Here is an 18889-nt window from a genome sequence, read left to right as displayed (position 1 = left end):
GGTGCCAGATCAGATCTCTATGTCTAGTGAGTTTTGTGTGACAGGTGAGTTCCTGTGGCGAGGGGATTTATCCCCGATCGGCTGCGCAGCAGTCGTAGATTCTGCCCCCTCGGCATACCTGAAGAAATGCAGAGGAGCGCTTCGCACTCCAGCGGGGATAAATCCCCTCGCCACAAGTAATTTCCTTACACCTCGGGTAGTTTCCTTACACCTCGGGTAGTTTCCTTACACCTCAGGTAATTTCCTTACACCTCAGGTAATTTCCTTACCCCTCGGGTACTTTCCTTAGACCTCGGATAGTTTCCTTGCACCTCAGGTAACTTCCTTGCGCCACAGAGTCCCGGTAGACACAGGGTTCTGTCAGTCAGGCATTAAGCACCGCGCGAATCATCTGCAGCATCGCCTCCGGGCTGTACGGTTTACCCAGCAAATGCGTATCGGGGCTCAGTTGGTGATTGCGGGAAATGATGTCGCGGGTATGCCCGGAGGTGAACAGCACTGCCACCGGCGGCGTCTGCACCTTGGCCCAGGCAAACAGGTCGGAGCTTTTGATCAGGCCCGGCATGACCACGTCGGTGAAGATCAGGTCGACCTCGACGCCTTCCAGCAGCATTTGCATCGCCACATCGCCGTTACCGGCGGTCAATACGCGATAGCCTTCTTCGCGCAGCAACTCGACCGCCGAGGCGCGTACCGCGTCGTTGTCCTCGACCACCAGAATCGATTCGTGGCCACCGCTCTGCTGTCGTTGCAAGTTGGGCGCTTCATCAAGGATCGGGCGCAAACTGCGCGGAAAGTACAACTGCACGCGCGTGCCTTCGCCCACCGCACTGTCGATGTCGACATGGCCGCCGCTCTGTTTGACGAAACCGAAGACCATGCTCAAACCCAGCCCGGTGCCTTGGCCGTCCGCCTTGGTGGTGAAAAACGGTTCGAACACCTGCTCCAGAATGTGCGCCGGGATCCCCGCGCCGCTGTCGCTGACCGCCACCCTTACAAACTCGCCGGGGACGATGCCTTTGCCGGCACAGAACTCGCGGTCGAGCCGCACATTGGCAGCGCTGAGACCAATGGTGCCCTCGCCTTTCATGGCATCGCGAGCATTGATCGCCAGATTGAGAATGGCGTTTTCCAGCTGATTGCGATCAACGTTGATGTGCCACGGCACGGGCGGCAGTTGCACATCGATCTGAATGGTTTCGCCCAGTGCCCGCTGCAGCAACTCACCGACGCCTTCGAAGATCTGCTGCGGATTGCACACCGCCGGCGACAGCGGCTGACGACGGGCAAATGCGAGCAACTGCGAAGACAGCTTGGCTCCGCGTTCCACTGCTGCCAGCGAAGCACTGACGCGGCGCTGCACGTTGGCGTTGTCGGGCTCGTGCCGGGCCAGCAAGTGCAGGTTGCCGGCGATCACTTGCAGCAGATTATTGAAGTCATGGGCAACGCCGCCGGTCAGACCGCCGATGGCCTCAAGCTTCTGCGACTGGCGTAACTGTTCTTCAGCCGCCAGGCGCGCCTCGACCTCTTCGCCGACACGCTGTTCGAGATTACGGGTGAATTTGAGTAGGGATTCTTCAGCATTCTTGCGTTCATGAATATCGATCAACACCCCGGGGAAACGCAGCGGCCGGCCGTCCTCATCAAACTCGCAACCACCGCTGGCCAGCACCCAGATGTAACTGCCATCGCTGCGCATGACCCGATACTCAGCGTTGTACGGCTCGCCGGTCTGCACGGAATGCGCAACACGTTCCTGCACCCAGGCGAAATCATCGGGGTGGACGCGCGACTCGGCGATGTCTTGAGCCAGGTTGCTCAGGTCCTGATTCGGTGGATAGGAGAACGTGCGGGCAAAACGTTCGTCCGCCGACAGCCTGTTGTTCTTCACGTCCCAGACAAACGAGCCGAGCAAGGCCCCGGCATTCAGCGCCAGGCGCACCCGTTCATTGTCGGCGCGATAGGCATCTTCGGCCGCCTGGCGCAGGCGCTCGGAATGCATGAATTCGGTGGTCTCGACCACCATCGCCATGACCCCGGCCGGCTCGCCGTCATCGTTGGCCACCGGGCTGTAATACAGGTCCATCCAGACATCTTCGGGGACGCCGTCGCGCAACAGCACCAGCTCTTTGTTGCGGAACGACAAGGTGCCGCCGGCCAGACAGGTATCGACCACATGCCGGTTGAATTCGGCGACTTCCGGCCAGCCCAGCTCTACCGGCACACCGAGCAGATACGGATGGCGGCCACCGGCAAATTTCGAGTAGGCGTCGTTGTAGATCATGTAGCCGGCACGGCCCCAAAGCATGACCATCGGCAGCGGCGAGGCCAGCATCAATTGCACCGTGCTGCACAGGCTCGCCGGCCAGCTATGCAACGGGCCAAGTTCGGTGTGCCGCCAATCGAACGCGCGGATGCGTTCGGCCATTTCGCCTTGCCAGCCATCACAACCGTGGCTATCGGATAAAAACTGCATCGACTGACTCGGTGTCCTGTGGTGATTGCCCGATAAATCGCAACGCCAGAACGACGCGACGCCCGTCTGTTTCGAGCGTCTTCAGTCGTATTGGTTTCATTTGAGGTATAGCCGATTTCATCGCCGTTCGGAGGCTAGACCCCGATCAGGTGTTTGAGCGGATGGTAGCCAGTTTTCATCTTCGCGGCGACGTCGAGAATGGCTTTTTCGATGCCGTTCAAATGCATGCAGGTCAGCTCGATGGCGGCGCTCTGATTGCCGGCCTCGATGTATTCGATCAGGCGCAGGTGTTCGTCATCGCGGCACACCTCATGGCTGTCGTCATCCAGTGCAGCGGCATACAGCGAGGCGCGCGAGATCAGCTTCTGGAACCAGTCGAGCAACACCGGGTTGTTGAGGCTGCGCGCCAGTTTGATGTGGAACTCGCCAAGCAGATGAATCAGCCGTTCGTGGTCACCGGCAGCGTGGGCTTCATCTTCCAGCAATAAATGTTCACGCAAGTCCTGCATCGCCGCGCTGTCCTTGCGTCGGCACAGTTCGGTGACGATGCCGATCTCGATCAGCCGGCGGGTTTCGAACAGCGAACGGATTTCTTCATTGCTCGGCAGCGACACCGATGCCCCTTTGTTGGGCTCGGTAGTGACCAGTCCATCGGCCTCCAACTGCTTCAATGCAGCGCGCACCGACGTGCGGCTGACATTAAATAATTCGGCCAGCGAGGCCTCGCCCAGCTTCATCCCCGGGCGTAATGAACGCTTGCTGATCGCCTCGTAAACCCCTTGGTAGACGCGGTCGACCGTGGTTTCCAGTTTCTTCTCGGTCATTCGAACACTCCTTTGGCGTCAGGCAACCATCCCCTGGCGATGCACGGCCATGGAAAAAGGGGGTTGCACACGCAGATTAATCCGGGTATTTCTAAATTGCATTCAGATATTGCATACAATAAATAGATGATTGCACCATTATGGGTCAACCAATAGCAATTGAAGTGCGCAACGTCTCAAAACGGTATTCCGATGATCCAGGCCTCGCGCCGGCCCTCGACAATGTTTCGGTGAACATCGCCGACAATGAATTCTTTACTCTGCTAGGCCCCTCGGGCTGCGGTAAAACCACCCTGCTGCGCACCATCGCCGGCTTCGAACACGTCAGTGAAGGCGAGATTCGTTTGGCCGGTGAACCGGTCAATGACCTGCCGCCATTCAAGCGTCGGGTCAACACGGTGTTCCAGAGTTACGCGCTGTTTCCGCACATGAGTGTGGCGCAGAATATCGCCTTCGGCCTCGAGATGCAGGGTCTTGAGCGCAAGTTGATTGCCGATCGCGTCAACGAAATGCTCGCGCTGGTGCAAATGGAGCATCTGGCCGGACGCAAACCGGCGGAACTCTCCGGCGGTCAACAGCAGCGCGTGGCTCTGGCCCGGGCCTTGGCGCCGAAACCGAAAGTGCTGCTGCTCGACGAACCGCTGTCAGCGCTCGACCTCAAGCTGCGCAAAGAAATGCAGGTCGAACTCAAGCGTGTGCAGAAAGAAGCCGGGATCACTTTCATCTTCGTCACCCACGATCAGGAAGAAGCGCTGACCCTGTCCGACCGCATCGCCGTGATGTCGGCCGGCAAGATCCTGCAGATCGGCACCCCGACCGATATCTACGAGCACCCCAAACACCGCTTTGTCGCGCAGTTCATCGGCGACATCAACTTCCTCCCCGGCCAGCTCAAGCACGGTGAACACAACGAAAAACTCTTCGTGCCCAACGGCATGCCGGTCGAGATTGCCTGCCAGCCGCAGGGCTTCAATGGCAGCAGCGTGCAACTGGCATTCCGCCCGGAACGCTCGCAACTGGTCGATGCCAGCCAACCGCATCACCTGCGCGGAGTGATCGAGGCCGTGCTCTATGTCGGCACCGCGACGCTGTACCAGTGCCGGCTGAACAACGACATCAAAGTCATGCTGCGCGAAAACAACGAAGGCCTGAACCCTGGCCGCGCGGTCGGCGAACGTGTTGCCGTGCACCTGCCGCCGCACGCCTGCCTGTTGATGGAGGCCTGAGATGAGCGTCAGCAGCACTTCCCCTGCCCTCAACCGCGCGCTGTTGCTCAGCCCGGTGGTGTTGACCCTGCTCGCCCTGATCGCCATTCCGCTGGGGATCATGGGCTACATCAGCCTGCTGCCGCGCAACACCTACGGTGGCGTCGACTGGCAAGCGCCATGGCAACTGCAAAGTTACGTGCAGCTGTTTTTCCAGGAAGGTTTTGACGGCGAACTGGAACTGAACTGGGTCTATGCCCAAGCGTTGCTGCGCTCGGTGCTGCAGGCCGGTGGCACCACCGTGTTGTGTTTCCTGTTCGGTTTTCCTGTGGCGTTGTGGATGTCGAGCCTGACCCCGCGCCGGCGTAACCTGATGGTCTTGCTGATCACCATTCCGTTCTGGACCAACCTGCTGATCCGCAACTACGCGTGGCTGATCATCCTGCGCGAACACGGCTGGGTCGCACAAAGCCTTAACGCCCTGTTCCCCAGCGCCGGCGGCATCACCCTGCTCTACAACGATTTCGCGGTGAGTGTCGGTCTGGTCTACAGCTTCCTGCCGTTCATGATTCTGCCGATCTATTCGACGCTGGAAAAACTCGACTGGCGTCTGGTCGAAGCCGCTTACGACCTCGGGGCGAATCGCTGGCACGCGTTGCGCCGGATCATTCTGCCGCTGTCGATGCCGGGCGTGATTGCCGGCGCGTTGCTGGTGTTTGTGCCGAGCCTCGGCGCCTTTATTACCCCGGCAATTCTCGGCGGCGGCAAGACGCTGATGATCGGCAACCTGATCCAGCAACAGTTCGGCACGGCGCGCAATTGGCCGCTGGGCAGTTCGCTGTCGTTCCTGTTGCTGGCGATTCTGCTGGTGTCGCTGGTGCTTTACGCGCTGTACAGCCGTCGCACGGCGAAGACTATTAATCGGGGGGCGAAAGCATGATTTCCCTGCACCTGAAAAAACTCCCGGCAACCCGCGAAATCAGCCTGCTGATCCTCGCTTATCTGTACCTGCCAATCTTCGTGTTGATCGCCTACAGCTTCAACGCCAACCGTTCGGCAACGGTGTGGACCGAGTTTTCGTTTGCCTGGTACGGGCGGATTCTGGCCAACCCGTCGATTCAGACGGCGGCGCTGAATTCGATCATCGTCGCAACGATTGCCACGGTCTGCGCCACGGCCATTGCCCTGCTCGCGGCGCTGGCCACGTACCGGCCGTTCTACGGGCAGAAAATGGTCGAGGGCGGGATCAACCTGCCGCTGATCCTGCCAGAGATCGTCACCGCTGTGGCCACCCTGCTGCTGTTCATGGCGCTGGGCATCAAGCTCGGTTTGCTCACGGTGATCGTCGCGCACATCGGCTTCTGCATTCCTTTTGCTTATCTGCCGATCCGTGCGCGGCTCAACGATCTGGACAAGAGCCTGCTGGAAGCGGCGAACGATCTCTACGCCAATCCGTGGCAGGTGTTCCGCCGCGTGACCTTGCCGTTGCTGTGGCCGGCGGTGTTGTCCGGTGCGGTGCTGGCGTTCGTGGTCAGCCTCGACGATTTCATCATGACCTTCTTCGTCGCCGGCCCCGGTTCGACAACGTTGCCGGTGTACATCTTCTCAGCGATCAAGGCTGGCGTGACGCCGGAAATAAATGCGATCTCGACGCTGATGCTGGTGATTTCGATTGTCCTGGTGGTGCTGGCCTTCTGGCTGGGCCAACGCGGTAAACAACAATAAATCTGGAGCACTCTCATGAAAGTCAAAAGCATGCGTTTGGCAGTATCCGGTCTGGCCCTGAGTTGTTTCGCCGCGTTCGGCGCCCACGCTGCCGAACCAAAAGAACTGTTTTTCTACAACTGGACCGATTACTACCCGGTCGATCTGTTGGCCAAATTCGAGAAGGAAACCGGCATCAAGGTGACCATGGACGGTTACGACAGCAACGAAACCCTGCTCGCCAAATTGCAGGCTGGCGGCGCCGCGTATGACGTGATCGTGCCGTCGCAGTCGATCATGCAGACGCTGATCAAGCAGGACCTGCTGATGGAAATCGACGCGCCGAGCCTGAGCAACTTCCAGTACGTGAAGGGGCCGTTCCGCGATCCGGGTTTCGACCCGGGGCGCAAGTTCTCGGCGCCGTATCTGTGGGGCACCACCGGCTTCTCCTACGACAGCGCGCGGGTGCCCGGCGGAAAACTGGATGACTCGTGGAAAGAGTTCTTCGAACCGCGCAAAGAGCTGCAAGGCCAGCTCGCCGCGCTGGACACATCGAGCAGCGTCATCAACGCCGCCAGCCATTATCTGAACGTTGATGAGTGCAGCGAAAACCCGCAGGACGCCAAGCGCATTCTGGAACTGCTGCAAAAGCAGAAGCCGTTTTTGAAGATGTACAGCTCCGACAACACCGTCGACCGCATGGCCTCGGGCGAGGTGATCATGATGCAGAACTGGAACGGCTCGACCGCGCGGGCGACCTTGCAGAAGAGCACGATCAAGTACGTCTATCCGCGTGAAGGCGTGGCGATGTTCCAGGACAACTTCGCCGTGCCGAAAAGCGCGCCACACCCGGGTAACGCGAAGATCTTTATCGACTGGATGATGAAGCCGGAGAACGCCGCCGCCGTGTCGAACGCCATTGCTTACGCCAACGGGATTCAAAGCGATTCGTTGCTTGATCCGAAGTGGAAGGTGATGGACGCGATCAACATGCCGGAGGAATACGCCTCGCGTTTGCGCCCGGAGAAGGAATGCAGCAACAAGGCTCGGGAGCTGCAGGATCGGATCTGGTCGAAGCTCAAGGGTTGATCACCTGATCTGAAATCGAGGGGCGACCATCGCTGGCAAGCCAGCTCCCACAGGGATCTGTGTCGCACACAGAAAGTGGGCACACCTCGACACCTGTGGGAGCTGGCTTGCCAGCGATGAGGCCCGCCCAGACACCATTGAACTAGAGGTAAAGAAATGACCCAGCCACACTGGCTACGCAACGTGCGCCCCTACGGTGCCGCCGCCGAAGACCTGCTGATCGAAAACGGCCGGTTCGCTCAACGCCGCCCGGCCAACAATGCACCGCTTGGCGCCACCGACATCGATGGCCACAACCAATTGCTCACCAGCGCTTTGGTCGAAAGCCACGTCCACCTCGACAAAACCCTCTACGGCCAACCCTGGCGCCCAAACAGCGCCGGGCCGACGCTCAAGGACTACATCAGCAACGAGCGCCGTATCCTCCGTGAAGTTACCGCGCCGATCGCCGAACGCGCCGGCGCGCTGCTGGAAAACTGCATCGCCCGTGGCTCGCTGACCATGCGCTGCCACGTCGACATCGACCCGGAATTCGGCCTGCGCCACGTCGAAGCCATGCAGCAATTGCGCGAACGTTACAAAGACCTGATCGACCTGCAACTGGTGGTGTTCCCGCAAACCGGTTTGATCAGCCGCCCCGGCACCGCCGAATTGATGCGTGAAGCGATGGCGCTGGGCGTGGAAAACGTCGGTGGACTCGACCCTTGCGGCATCGACAATGACCCGATTGCGCAACTGGATTTCGTCTTCAAACTCGCGGCCGAGTTCGGTCGTGGCGTGGATATTCACCTGCACGACAAAGGTGAACTGGGCTTGTGGCAGATCGCGCTGATCGCCGATTACACCGAGCGTTTCGGCCTGCAAAAACGAGTAATGATCAGCCACGCCTATTGCCTCGGCATGTTGCCGTGGAGCCAGGTCAAACCGGTCGCCGAGCGTTTGGCGGCGCTGGGAATTTCGCTGATGAGTTCAGCGCCGGCCGACACCGCCGTGCCACCGTTTTTGGCGTTGCGCGAGGCTGGTGTAAATGTTTGCCTGGGTTCCGACGGCATTCGTGATGCGTGGTCGCCGATGGGTAATGGCGACATGCTCGAACGGGCAATGTTGCTGGCTTTTCGCTTTGATCTGGGCAAGGACGATGAACTGGCGGCGGCGTTTGACGCGGCCACGGTGAATGGCGCGCGGGCGCTGGGCATTGAGGATTACGGCTTTGCGCTCGGTCAGCGCGCGGACTTCTTGCTGATGCCGGTCGAGACCCTTGGCGAAGCGGTCGTTGCGCGGCCGTTGCGCCAGGTCTATCGCGCGGGTTGCTTGATCGCCAGTGGCGGTCGCTTGCTGGACAGCCGGCTGTGAAACGCATCGGCCTGCGCGCCAGTTGCGTGGTCGGCTTCGACGGCACGCAGCATGTGCTGTGGCGCGACGGTGGAGTGGTGTTTGGCGGCTCGCGCATCGAGTTTGTCGGACGCGGTTATGCGGGGCCGGTGGATCAGTGGATCGACTACGGCAATGCGCTGATCGGCCCCGGCTTCATCGACCTGGATGCGCTGGGCGATCTCGATTCCACGGTGCTGACGCTGGACAACGGCGACGAGCGCGCCATGGGCCGCATGTGGTCTGCCGAGTATTTGGCCGCCGGCCCGCGTGAGACGTATAGCCCGCAAGAAGAGGTTTTCAAGTACCGCTATGCCTTCACCCAGTTGATCCGCAACGGCATCACCACGGCGATGCCGATCACCTCGATGTACTACCGCGAGTGGGCGGAAACCTACGACGAATTTGCCGCCGTCGCCGACGTTGCCGGTGAACTCGGTTTACGCACTTACCTCGGCCCCTGCTACATGAGTGGCATGAGTTATTGGCAGGCCGACGGCACCTTGGCCCATCACTGGGATGAGGCTCGCGGGTTGGCCGGCCTTGATGCGGCAGAACGTTTCTTCAAGGATTTTGACGGCGCCCATGACGGCTTGATTCGCGGCGCGCTGCTGCCCGATCGCATCCAGACCTGCACCCCGGCGCTGCTGCAACGCACCTCGGCGCTGAGCCGCGAACTGAATGCGCCGATGCGCCTGCATTGCTGTCAGGCGCTCAGCGAAGTGGCGATGGTCGAGCAATTGCGCGGCACCTCGCCGCTCGGTTGGTTGCAGCAGTTGAGCTTGCTCACGCCGCGCAGTCTGTTGCCGCACGGCATTTACACCACGGGCGATGACGACTTGCAGCGGGTCATTGATGGCGGCGCGAGTCTGGTGCATTGCCCGTTGGTGTTCGCCCGTGATGGCGAGGCGTTGAACTCGTTCGGTCGCTACCGGGCCAAAGGCATCAACTTCGCCCTCGGCACTGATACCTGGCCGGCAGATCTGCTGGAAAACATGCGCCACGGTTTGAACATCGCGCGGTTGATGGAGGGCGGCTCGGCGCTGACCAGCAGCCTTGATCTGTACAACGCCGCCACCCTCGGCGGCGCGCGGGCGCTGGGGCGCGATGACCTCGGGCGTCTGGCCCCCGGCGCTAAAGCCGACATCACCGTGTTCAGCCTGCGCGGCCTGCATTTGGGGCCGTTGTTCGACCCTTTGAAAAACCTGCTGTTGGCCGGACGCGGCGAAGATTGCATCGCCAGCTACATCGACGGTCGTTGCGTGATGCACGACGGTCAGGTCAGCGGCGTCGACTACCCCGCCCTGCAACGCCAGGCGCAACGCCAATACGAAAAACTGATGCGCAACCACAGCGAGCGGGCGTTTGCCCGACCGGACTGGAAAACCCTGTTCCAGCCGGCCATTCCGTTCGCCGATGACTACAGCGCCGACGCACCATTGAGCGCCATCGATCCACTTTCCTAGAGGTTTTTGCCATGCACAGTTTTGATTTCAGCCAACTCAGCCCACGGGAAAAATACAAGATCCTGATCGGCAGCGTCGTGCCCCGGCCGATTGCGCTGGTAACCACCATTGATGGCGAGGGCCGGATCAATGCCGCGCCGTTCAGTTTCTTTAATGCGCTGTCGGCGGACCCACCGATCCTCGCGTTGGGCGTAGAGAATTACGGCGACCAGAGCCCGAAAGACACCACGCGCAATATCCAGCTCAATCAGGAATTCACCGTGAACATCGTCAGCGATGCACTGGTGGAAGCCATGAATGTCTGCGCTGTGCCGTTCGCGCCGGGCTTCGATGAGCTGACCGCTGCAGGGCTGACGGCGATTGCCGGCACCACGGTGAAATGCCCACGCATCGGCGAAGCCCCGGTGGCGCTGGAGTGCCGGCGGATGATGGCACTGAACATCGGCCAGTCGCGGGAGATCATTTTTGGCGAGGTGTTGATGGCGCATGTGCGCGATGAGTTGATCGACCCGAAAACCTTGTACATCGATCAATTGGGGCTGGATGCGATTGGCCGGATGGGCGGCCATGGTTACGCGCGCACCCGCGATTACTTCGATTTGCCGACCCGCTCGTTGCAGGCGTGGACGGAAGCGCCGGGCGGTGGCGAACGGTTTTGGCCCGCTGGCAAATAAGCGCCAACAGCAAAAGATCGCAGCCTGCGGCAGCTCCTACTGATCATTCCCACGCTCCGCGTGGGAATGCCGCCATGGACGCTCTGCGTCCACTGTGACGCGGAGCGTCACGGGATGCGTTCCCACGCAGAGCATGGGAAAGATCAATGCATTCCCCCTGTAGGAGCTGCCGAAGGCTGCGATCTTTTGATTTTTCAGTCAGTGCCGTATTTCGGCGAACGCGGCCCGTACAGCAGGCCCGCCGGATGCCCCGCCGAGAGCAGGCGATTGCTCGCCACGCCGGCAATCGGGTAACCGGCATCGGTGGAGCTGTTGATGATCTGCTTCACCGCCGCGGTGATCAGCATGCCGATCAGACCGCCACCACCGTTATTGCCGCCCTCTTCGCTCGACGCCCGCGCCGAACCGGTCCACAGCGTGGTGCCGCTTTTCAGGTCGACCAGTTTGGCTGTCGCGGTCACTGCCGTTTCACTGCTGATCACCATGTAACGCGTGCCGTATTCGGTCACGGTGATGTACAGCGCCGCGTCCGCACCGAAGATTTCCTGCAGTTTGTTCGGCGGTGCCTGATGGATGTCGTCCGGGGTGGTCAGGCCGTTCTGGCGGAAAGTTTCGTCCACCAGCGCGATCGGCAACACGTAGTAACCGGCCTCGGCCAGCGGGAACGTCACTTGCGACAACAGGCTGTACGAGGCCTTCACATCCGGCGAGGTGTTCAGCGGCGGCAACACCAGAATGGTCTTCGGCCGCGCCTGTTTGTAGGCCGAGTAATCCACGGACTTGGGCGCAACGCAGCCACCGAGTACGGTCAGGGCCAAACCGGCGGCCAATAATTTCAGCGTACGCGAGATCATTGGGCGTCTCCGGTCTTGGCGTTTTTAAGCAGAAAATCCATGTACGGGCCGGACTCGGGGAACAGCGCTTTCTCGGTGCGGAACTGCTGCACCATTTGATCGTCCTTGCCCATGCTCAGATAGAGCAAGCCAAGGTGCGCGTGGTAACCCGGCGGCACGGCTTTGCCGGTGGAGCGGATCTTTTGCAGATCACGTTCGAGCACTTCAGCCTGTGCTTCCTTGGGCTCTTCGCCCTTGAAGTATTCGTAGACCTGCGGTTGGTAGTCTTCCCACTGGTACAGGGTTTTCGGGCCGGCACAACCGGCCAGCAGGGCACTGGCGGCCAGCGTCAGCGCCATCAGCGAGCGCGACAACGTCAAATTCATGGGTGTTGCTCCTTGCAATGAATGGGCGTCGATCAGTTGCCCGGCTTCCAGGCACCGGCGTTCATGCCATCGACCAGACGATTGATCGCCTCGCGCATGGCCAGATCCAGTACTTTGCCGTTGAGGGTGGAGTCGTACGCAGCGGTGCCGCCGAAGCCGACGATTTCGCGGTTGGACAAGGCGTACTCGCCAGCGCCTTGCGTCGAATAAACCACTTCGGAAGTGCTGATGTTAACGATGTTCAAGTTGACCTTGGCGTAAGCGATCTGGGTCTTGCCACGGCCGAGAATGCCGAACAACTGGTGATCGCCAATCTCTTTGCGGCCGAACTCGGTAACGTCACCGGTGACCACGTAATCAGCACCTTTCAAGCGCTGGGCCTGGCCCTGGATCGCCGCTTCCTGCTGGATTTCGCCCATGTTGTCGCGATCCAGCACGCTGAAGCGGTTGGTCTGCTGCAGGTGGGTGATGAGGATGGTCTTGGCCTGACCGCCGAGACGGTCGACGCCGTCGGAGAAAATGCCGCGCATATAGCTGGAGCGGTTGTCGAACTTGCCCACGGCCATTGGCACACGAACGCCGGTCCAGACTTGAGTAGCGCTTTCAACCTTGGCCACCGGCAACGCGCGGGAGCTTTCGGTGGCGCAGCCGGCGAGCGTGCTGGCCAACGTGCCGAGCACAGCAATCGCAACGCCTGAAACCAACATCCGGGAGATCATTCTCACTGAGTATTCCTTTTGAAAAACAGGGGGTATCCCGGCACGACAAACGTGGTGGGGAGCGGAAAAGGGCCGGCATTATGACAAAGTGCCATCACTACTAACAGGTTTTTTTGACGCCAGTGAATTGGCTGTTCCGGACTTGATCGTTCCTACGCTCTGCGTGGGAATGCCGCCACGGACGCTCCGCGTCCGCTGTGACGCGGAGCGTCACGGGAGGCGTTACCACGCAGAGCGTGGGAACGATCAGATCGGCGTTTTATCAGTGGAAATCGCGGCTCTGCACGCGGATGCCGTTGAGCAGCGGGCTGAGGTCGCTCAGGCGTCCGGCGATCAGGTGGCGTACTTCGCCTTCGCGTTCCCAGCGGCCGTCGACCTTGAGCAGTTGCGAGCCGACCAAGACCTGGCGTTGACGCTCGGCCAGATCGCGCCAGACCACCACATTGACGTTGCCGAACTCGTCTTCCAGGGTCACGAAGGTCACGCCACTGGCGGTGCCCGGACGTTGTCGCCCGGTAACCAGCCCGGCAACGCTCACCGGCCGGCCGTGTTCAACGTCGAGCAATTCCTGCGAACTGCGGCAGCGTCGCGCCTTCAATTCACCGCGCAACAGCGCCAGTGGATGCGGGCCCAGCGTGGTGCCAATCGTCGTGTAATCCGCGTGCAGATCCTCACCGACACTCGGCTTGGGCAGCACTACATCAGGCTCTTCCTGGCTCGGCAACCCGGCAAATAAGCCAAGTTGTTTCTGCACCCCCGTCACCTCCCAGCGCGCCCGATGCCGGTGCCCGGCCAGACCGCGCAACGCCCCGGAATCGGCCAGCAACGCCTGCGCCCGACTGTCGAGTGCGGCCCGTTCACCCAAATCGGCGACATCGGCAAACGCCCCGCCCGCCCGCGCCGCCTCGATACGCCGGGCATCGTCCTCGCGAAAGCCCTTGATCATCCGCAGGCCCATGCGGATCGCCGGTTGCGCCGCCGTGGTGGTTTCCAGGCTGCAATCCCAGTCACTGGCGCGCACGTCCACCGGGCGAATCTGCAAATGATGCCGGCGTGCGTCCTGCAAAATCTGATCGGGGCTGTAGAAACCCATCGGCCAGCTGTTGATCAGCGCACAGGCAAACGCCGCCGGCTCGTGGCACTTGAGCCAGCAACTGGCATAGGTCAGCAAAGCAAAACTGGCGGCGTGGGATTCGGGAAAACCGTAGCTGCCGAAACCTTTGATCTGCTCGAAAATCTGCGCGGCGAACTCAGGCGTGTAGCCGTTCTTTTTCATCCCGGCAGCCAGGCGCTCCTTGTGCGGTTCGAGCCCGCCGTGGCGTTTCCATGCGGCCATCGAGCGGCGCAACTGATCGGCCTCGCCGGGGCTGTAATCGGCGGCGACGATGGCAATCTGCATCACCTGTTCCTGAAACAGCGGCACGCCCAGGGTTCTTTCCAGAACGACCTTGAGTTCTGGCGACGGATAGGTTTCTTTTTCTTCTTTATTGCGCCGGCGCAGGTACGGATGGACCATCCCGCCCTGAATCGGCCCCGGCCGGACGATGGCCACCTCAATCACCAGGTCATAGAACTTCGCTGGTTTCAGGCGCGGCAGCATCGACATCTGCGCCCGCGACTCGATCTGGAACACGCCAATGGTGTCGGCGCGGCTGATCATCTCGTAGGTCGGTTTGTCTTCGGCCGGGATCGTCGCCAGGCTCAGATCGAGATCGCGATGGCGACGCAGCAGGTCGAAGCAACGGCGGATCGCACTGAGCATGCCGAGGGCAAGAATATCCACCTTGAGCAGGCCGACCGCGTCGAGGTCGTCCTTGTCCCATTGAATGATCGTGCGATCAGCCATCGCCGCATTCTCGACCGGCACCAGGGTGTCCAGCGGTTGCTCGGAAATCACGAAGCCGCCGGGGTGTTGCGACAGGTGCCGGGGGAAGCCGATCAGTTGCCCGGTCAGGCTCAGCACTCGGCGCAGCACCGGGCTCTGCGGGTCGAAGCCACCCTCAAGCAAGCGTTCCAGCGGCGGCGTTTCATCGCTCCAGTGGCCACAGCAATCGGCCAATGCGTTGATCTGATCCGGCGGCAGGCCCAGGGCCTTGGCCACATCACGTACCGCACCGGCGGCGTGGTAAGTACTGACCACAGCGGTCAACGCCGCGCGCTGGCGGCCGTAACGGCGAAACACGTATTGCAGGACTTCTTCGCGGCGTTCGTGCTCGAAGTCGACGTCAATGTCTGGTGGCTCGTTACGCTCCTTGGACATGAAACGCTCAAACAGCAGCGTGGTGCGATCCGGATCGATTTCGGTGATGCCCAAGGCGAAACACACCGCCGAGTTGGCCGCCGAACCACGGCCCTGACAGAGGATGTTTTGCTCACGGGCGAAGCGCACCACGTCGTGTACGGTGAGGAAGTAGCTTTCGTAGCCGAGTTCGGCGATCAGTTGCAGCTCATCGTCGATCTGCTTGAGCACTTTCGCTTGCGGGCCTTTGGGCCAGCGCCAGGCGATGCCTTCTTCGGTCAGTTGACGCAGCCAGGAACTGGCGCTGTGCCCCTCGGGCACCAACTCCTTGGGATATTGATAACGCAATTCGCCGAGATCGAACGTGCAACGCCGGGCCAGATCCACCGAGGCATCCAGCAAGGCCGGCGGATACAACTCGTGTAGCACCTCGAGAGTCCGTAAATGCCGCTCGCCATTGGGGTGCAAACGCAACCCGGCCTCGGCCACCGGCACGTGATGACGGATCGCCGTCATGGTGTCCTGCAAAGCGCGACGGCCACGGGCGTGCATGTGTACATCACCGCTGGCCACCGCCGGAATCTGCAACTCGGCGGCCAGACTCAACAGCGCTGCCAGACGCTGCTGATCGTTCTGTCCGCAATGCAACTGCACCGCCAGCCACAAACGCTCGCCGAAGGTCTGCTGCAACCAGCGGCCCTCTTCCACTGCATCGAGCGAGTCCGGCACCCACAACACCAGCAGGCCCGACAAGGGTTCGTCAAAATCCTCGCGCAGCACCTGATACTGGCCCTTTTGCGTGCGCCGGCGGGCACGGGTGATCAAGCCGCACAGTGCCTGATAGCCCGCCAGGTTCTCCACCAGCAGCACCAGTTTCGGGCCGTTTTCGATGCGAATTTCGCTGCCGATGATCAGCGGCAGCTCCACCGACTTCGCCGCTTGCCACGCCCGCACAATCCCGGCCAGCGTGCATTCATCGGTGATTGCCAGCGCTTGATAACCGTGTTTTTTTGCCCGCTGAAACAGCTCAAGGGCACTGGACGCACCGCGCTGGAAACTGAAGTTCGACAGGCAGTGCAGTTCGGCATAACCCTCGCTCATGCAAACCAGCCCTGCAGCCACAGCGGACCGCCCTCACCCACCGCCCGATAAGCCCAGCCCTGCTGACCGGCACGGTTCTGGATCAGGTAGTAATCGCGGCGCACATCGTCACCGTCCCACCAGCCCGATTCGATGCGTTCCGGGCCCATGAGAATCCGCGCCGAACCTTCTGCCACACTCTGCGGCTCACCGAGCAACCAGCCGGGACGGTGCACGCTCGGCAAGCCGCTGCAGCGTTGTTTATCGACGCCGTGCTGCCAAGCACACTCGGGGCGGTGATCGGCCTGGAAGCGCAGCCCCTGCACCGCGTCATCGCCCAACCGCGCGCGCAGGCGTTCGCGCAATTGCTCCCACGGCAACGTCTGCTGCGGACGGTCATCGAACAGCTCCTGAAACTGCGGGACGAAACTCGGCAGGTCCTCGGCACGCAGACGAAAGCCACGCACCGGCGCCTCGACCTGCACTTGTTCCAGCCGTCCGCGCGCCAATTCGAAGAGCATCGCCGGATCACGTTCGGCGCTGAGCAGGCCGACTTTGATCAGCGTGTCCGGCAACCCGGCGTGTTCCAGATGCAGGTCGAAACGCTGCACGCCGCTGTCACGCCCGCAGAGGAACGCCGACAGGTCACCGGTCAAACGCCGTAACGGGAACAGCAAGGCCTGATGCGATTGCACGTCGAAATTCAGTTCGATGCGCACATCAAAACGATCCGGCGGCAAGTAGAACTCCAGCGCCAATGGCCGCGCACCGAACAAGGTGTCGAGGTGTTTGAGCATCTGCGCCTCGAAACGCCGGGCCAGCGCCTGACGCGGCAGGCTCTGCACCTGATTGAGGTTGCGCAGGCCCATGCGCGACAACGCCGTGGCCACGGCCGGTTCCAGGCCGACGCGGTCGACAGGCAATTGGCCGAGGTGATGCTGCAAAGCCTCGCCGTCCGGCACCACCAAGCCGTCATAAGCATTGGCCAGCACCCGCGCCGCCACCGGATTCGGTGCGGCAACGATGCGATGGCGAAAGCCCAGTTCGGTCAGTTCCTTGCGCAGCCGCGCTTCGAACTGGGCCCAGGAACCGAACAGGCCCAGGCTCGACTCGATCTCGAACACCACGGCGCGCGGGTAATGCACGCTGACCTGCGCGCTGAAGCCGTAAGCCCACGCGGCGAGGAACTGCTGCCAGTGTTCGACCTCGGCCGCTTCGTAATCGGCGGTGGCAAAGCCTTTGCTCATCGCCTGCGCAGCGGTCATCGACTGGCCAGCGCGCAAACCGAGTTTGCGCGCTGCCGGGTTGACCGCTTGCAGCACCCGACGTTGGGCCGGGCCGCTGAGCAGCACCAACGGCTCATCGGGGTCGGGACGTTGGCGCAACACCGCGTCCAGCGCCAATTGCGGAAAAACAATACAGACCCAGCGCATGGCGACCTCAGTGACCCACGGCAAAGGCAATTGGCGCCGTACGCGCCAAGCCGCCACGGCACTTGAGCACGCGCAACTGTGCGGGTTTGGCGTCGATGGCGATGCGCAACGCCGCCGGTGACGGATTCACCGCTTCGCTCAACGGTCGCCAGGCAAACGCCAGGGTCTGACCGGTTTCCGCCGCCACCTGCAAACGCCGCAACGCACGGTCATCGGCCTTGTGCGGCCAGCACAGCACCGCGCCGCAACTGCCCGAGCGCAAGCACTGTTCGGCTGCCCACAAGGCATCGCGCTCACTGGCCTGAATCACCGACAGCTGACGCAGGTCGACCCCGGCGCTCTCCCACGCTTGCGGGTATGGCACGAACGGCGGCGCCACCAGCACGATGCGCTCGCCCGCCGCCGACAACCGCGCCAGCGTCGGCCAGACCAGTTGCAACTCACCAACACCGGGGCCGGCCAGGAGGATTTCGCTCAGCGCCGCTTCTGGCCAGCCACCGCTGGGCAGTGCCGCGTCCAGCGCCGCATGCCCGGTCGGTTGCGGGCTGGCGGCCGGTGGCGCAGGCCGGCCCTTCCAGACCTGGCCGCCATTGAACAGCGTATCCAACGCAACGACGGCGCCCATCAGCCTTGCCTCACCAGACCGCAGAACACCCCTTCGATCGCCAGATCCTGATCGTCGCGCACGACAATCGGCTGGTACGCCGGGTTGCGCGGCAACAGCCGCACTTCATCGCCGAGCCGTTCGAAGCGTTTGATGGTGACTTCACCGTCGAGCCGCGCCACGACGATCTGGCCGTTGAGCGCCTCGGGATTGCGCCGCACGCCGACCAGATCACCGTCGAGAATGCCGTCCTCGATCATCGAATCGCCCTGCACCCGCAGCATGTAATCGGGCGTGCGCGAGAACAGCGCCGGGTCGAGCAGCAAGCGGCTATGGACGTCGGCATCGGCGCCAATCGGCGCACCGGCAGCGACGCGGCCAAGCACGGGGATGTCGAGCAGCTCCGGACGCGGCGGTTGCCCGAGCAAACGAATGCCCCGGGCCTGATTCGGATTGACCTCGATGAACCCGGCTTCAGTGAGCGCGAGCACATGCTTGCGCGCCACGCTGCGCGAGGCAAAACCAAAAGCCTCGCTGATTTCAGCGAGGCTTGGGGGCTGACCGTGTTCGGCGATGCGATCGCGGATGAAGGTCAGGATGGCGGTACGGCGGGGAGTGAGGTTTGTCATGGAGTACATTTGTACTCTTTTGGCTTTTTCCTGACAAGCGCCGCCAGTCCGGATCCCCGTAAATCCATGTAGGAGCTGCCGCAGGCTGCGATCTTTTGATCTTGTTTTGATCGTTCCCACGCTCTGCGTGGGAATGCAGCCCGTGACGCTCCGCGTC

Annotated in this window: 16 protein-coding genes; 7 read left to right on the top strand and 9 right to left on the bottom strand. The window is 61.6% G+C overall.

Annotated features, from left to right (window positions below; translation table 11 throughout):
- Positions 1 to 364: 364 nt before the first annotated feature.
- Together PMI37_RS23975 and PMI37_RS23970 are read right to left on the bottom strand one after the other, a co-directional pair.
- Positions 365 to 2476 (bottom strand): hybrid sensor histidine kinase/response regulator, encoded by a 2112-nt coding sequence (locus tag PMI37_RS23975; RefSeq protein ID WP_008085896.1) that lies wholly within the window; start codon positions 2474 to 2476, stop codon positions 365 to 367.
- Between the two features lie 134 nt (positions 2477 to 2610).
- Positions 2611 to 3300, bottom strand: a complete 690-nt coding sequence (locus PMI37_RS23970; RefSeq protein WP_008085895.1) for a GntR family transcriptional regulator — start codon at positions 3298 to 3300, stop codon at positions 2611 to 2613.
- Between the two features lie 140 nt (positions 3301 to 3440).
- Between PMI37_RS23970 and PMI37_RS23965 the strand changes: the two genes are divergently transcribed.
- From PMI37_RS23965 to PMI37_RS23935, 7 genes are all read left to right on the top strand, one after another.
- Positions 3441 to 4526 (top strand): ABC transporter ATP-binding protein, encoded by a 1086-nt coding sequence (locus PMI37_RS23965; protein WP_008085894.1) that lies wholly within the window; start codon positions 3441 to 3443, stop codon positions 4524 to 4526.
- A gap of 1 nt (position 4527) precedes the next feature.
- Positions 4528 to 5445: an ABC transporter permease gene (locus tag PMI37_RS23960; RefSeq protein WP_008085893.1), complete on the top strand. Its 918-nt coding sequence runs from the start codon at positions 4528 to 4530 to the stop codon at positions 5443 to 5445.
- Positions 5442 to 6230, top strand: coding sequence for an ABC transporter permease (locus PMI37_RS23955; RefSeq protein ID WP_008085891.1), 789 nt, complete (start codon positions 5442 to 5444; stop codon positions 6228 to 6230). Before PMI37_RS23960 ends, PMI37_RS23955 begins: the two co-directional genes overlap by 4 nt.
- A 15-nt stretch (positions 6231 to 6245) precedes the next feature.
- The gene (locus PMI37_RS23950; protein WP_008085889.1) at positions 6246 to 7298 is read left to right on the top strand and encodes an extracellular solute-binding protein; all 1053 of its coding nucleotides are present in this window, start codon (positions 6246 to 6248) and stop codon (positions 7296 to 7298) included.
- Between the two features lie 156 nt (positions 7299 to 7454).
- On the top strand, positions 7455 to 8651 hold the full coding sequence (locus PMI37_RS23945; protein ID WP_008085887.1) for an amidohydrolase family protein: 1197 nt from the start codon (positions 7455 to 7457) through the stop codon (positions 8649 to 8651).
- Positions 8648 to 10135 (top strand): amidohydrolase family protein, encoded by a 1488-nt coding sequence (locus PMI37_RS23940; RefSeq protein WP_008085886.1) that lies wholly within the window; start codon positions 8648 to 8650, stop codon positions 10133 to 10135. The genes PMI37_RS23945 and PMI37_RS23940 overlap by 4 nt, the downstream gene beginning before the upstream one ends.
- An 11-nt stretch (positions 10136 to 10146) precedes the next feature.
- The gene (locus tag PMI37_RS23935) at positions 10147 to 10809 is read left to right on the top strand and encodes a flavin reductase family protein (protein ID WP_008085884.1); all 663 of its coding nucleotides are present in this window, start codon (positions 10147 to 10149) and stop codon (positions 10807 to 10809) included.
- 194 nt (positions 10810 to 11003) lie between these two features.
- Here PMI37_RS23935 and PMI37_RS23930 read toward each other — a convergent pair whose 3' ends face one another.
- From PMI37_RS23930 to lexA, 7 genes are all read right to left on the bottom strand, one after another.
- The gene (locus PMI37_RS23930; protein WP_008085883.1) at positions 11004 to 11663 is read right to left on the bottom strand and encodes a DUF799 domain-containing protein; all 660 of its coding nucleotides are present in this window, start codon (positions 11661 to 11663) and stop codon (positions 11004 to 11006) included.
- Entirely contained in the window at positions 11660 to 12028 is a 369-nt protein-coding gene (locus PMI37_RS23925) for a DUF4810 domain-containing protein (RefSeq protein ID WP_008085881.1), read from the bottom strand. The genes PMI37_RS23930 and PMI37_RS23925 overlap by 4 nt, the downstream gene beginning before the upstream one ends.
- Positions 12029 to 12060: 32 nt before the next feature.
- Positions 12061 to 12747, bottom strand: a complete 687-nt coding sequence (locus PMI37_RS23920; protein WP_162130787.1) for a CsgG/HfaB family protein — start codon at positions 12745 to 12747, stop codon at positions 12061 to 12063.
- A 262-nt stretch (positions 12748 to 13009) separates the two neighbouring features.
- Positions 13010 to 16108 (bottom strand): error-prone DNA polymerase, encoded by a 3099-nt coding sequence (locus tag PMI37_RS23915; protein WP_202949191.1) that lies wholly within the window; start codon positions 16106 to 16108, stop codon positions 13010 to 13012.
- On the bottom strand, positions 16084 to 17499 hold the full coding sequence (locus PMI37_RS23910; RefSeq protein WP_008085875.1) for a Y-family DNA polymerase: 1416 nt from the start codon (positions 17497 to 17499) through the stop codon (positions 16084 to 16086). Before PMI37_RS23910 ends, PMI37_RS23915 begins: the two co-directional genes overlap by 25 nt.
- Before the next feature lie 7 nt (positions 17500 to 17506).
- Positions 17507 to 18124, bottom strand: coding sequence for a translesion DNA synthesis-associated protein ImuA (gene imuA / locus PMI37_RS23905; RefSeq protein ID WP_008085873.1), 618 nt, complete (start codon positions 18122 to 18124; stop codon positions 17507 to 17509).
- The gene (gene lexA, locus PMI37_RS23900) at positions 18124 to 18741 is read right to left on the bottom strand and encodes a transcriptional repressor LexA (RefSeq protein ID WP_008085871.1); all 618 of its coding nucleotides are present in this window, start codon (positions 18739 to 18741) and stop codon (positions 18124 to 18126) included. Before lexA ends, imuA begins: the two co-directional genes overlap by 1 nt.
- Positions 18742 to 18889 lie beyond the last annotated feature (148 nt).

Origin of the sequence: Pseudomonas sp. GM80 (assembly GCF_000282515.1) — a bacterium.
Taxonomy (GTDB): Bacteria; Pseudomonadota; Gammaproteobacteria; order Pseudomonadales; family Pseudomonadaceae; genus Aquipseudomonas.
The sequence above is the reverse complement of the archived record's forward strand: the minus strand, read 5'-3'. Positions and strand labels throughout refer to the sequence as shown.

What these genes read in the sequence shown, in the direction of transcription:
- PMI37_RS23975 (WP_008085896.1), bottom strand. Translation starts at nt 2,476, where the DNA reads ATGCAGTTTTTATCCGATAGCCACGGTTGTGATGGCTGGCAAGGCGAA.
- PMI37_RS23970 (WP_008085895.1), bottom strand. Translation starts at nt 3,300, where the DNA reads ATGACCGAGAAGAAACTGGAAACCACGGTCGACCGCGTCTACCAAGGG.
- PMI37_RS23965 (WP_008085894.1), top strand. Translation starts at nt 3,441, where the DNA reads ATGGGTCAACCAATAGCAATTGAAGTGCGCAACGTCTCAAAACGGTAT.
- PMI37_RS23960 (WP_008085893.1), top strand. Translation starts at nt 4,528, where the DNA reads ATGAGCGTCAGCAGCACTTCCCCTGCCCTCAACCGCGCGCTGTTGCTC.
- PMI37_RS23955 (WP_008085891.1), top strand. Translation starts at nt 5,442, where the DNA reads ATGATTTCCCTGCACCTGAAAAAACTCCCGGCAACCCGCGAAATCAGC.
- PMI37_RS23950 (WP_008085889.1), top strand. Translation starts at nt 6,246, where the DNA reads ATGAAAGTCAAAAGCATGCGTTTGGCAGTATCCGGTCTGGCCCTGAGT.
- PMI37_RS23945 (WP_008085887.1), top strand. Translation starts at nt 7,455, where the DNA reads ATGACCCAGCCACACTGGCTACGCAACGTGCGCCCCTACGGTGCCGCC.
- PMI37_RS23935 (WP_008085884.1), top strand. Translation starts at nt 10,147, where the DNA reads ATGCACAGTTTTGATTTCAGCCAACTCAGCCCACGGGAAAAATACAAG.
- PMI37_RS23930 (WP_008085883.1), bottom strand. Translation starts at nt 11,663, where the DNA reads ATGATCTCGCGTACGCTGAAATTATTGGCCGCCGGTTTGGCCCTGACC.
- PMI37_RS23925 (WP_008085881.1), bottom strand. Translation starts at nt 12,028, where the DNA reads ATGAATTTGACGTTGTCGCGCTCGCTGATGGCGCTGACGCTGGCCGCC.
- PMI37_RS23920 (WP_162130787.1), bottom strand. Translation starts at nt 12,747, where the DNA reads ATGATCTCCCGGATGTTGGTTTCAGGCGTTGCGATTGCTGTGCTCGGC.
- PMI37_RS23910 (WP_008085875.1), bottom strand. Translation starts at nt 17,499, where the DNA reads ATGCGCTGGGTCTGTATTGTTTTTCCGCAATTGGCGCTGGACGCGGTG.
- imuA (WP_008085873.1), bottom strand. Translation starts at nt 18,124, where the DNA reads ATGGGCGCCGTCGTTGCGTTGGATACGCTGTTCAATGGCGGCCAGGTC.
- lexA (WP_008085871.1), bottom strand. Translation starts at nt 18,741, where the DNA reads ATGTACTCCATGACAAACCTCACTCCCCGCCGTACCGCCATCCTGACC.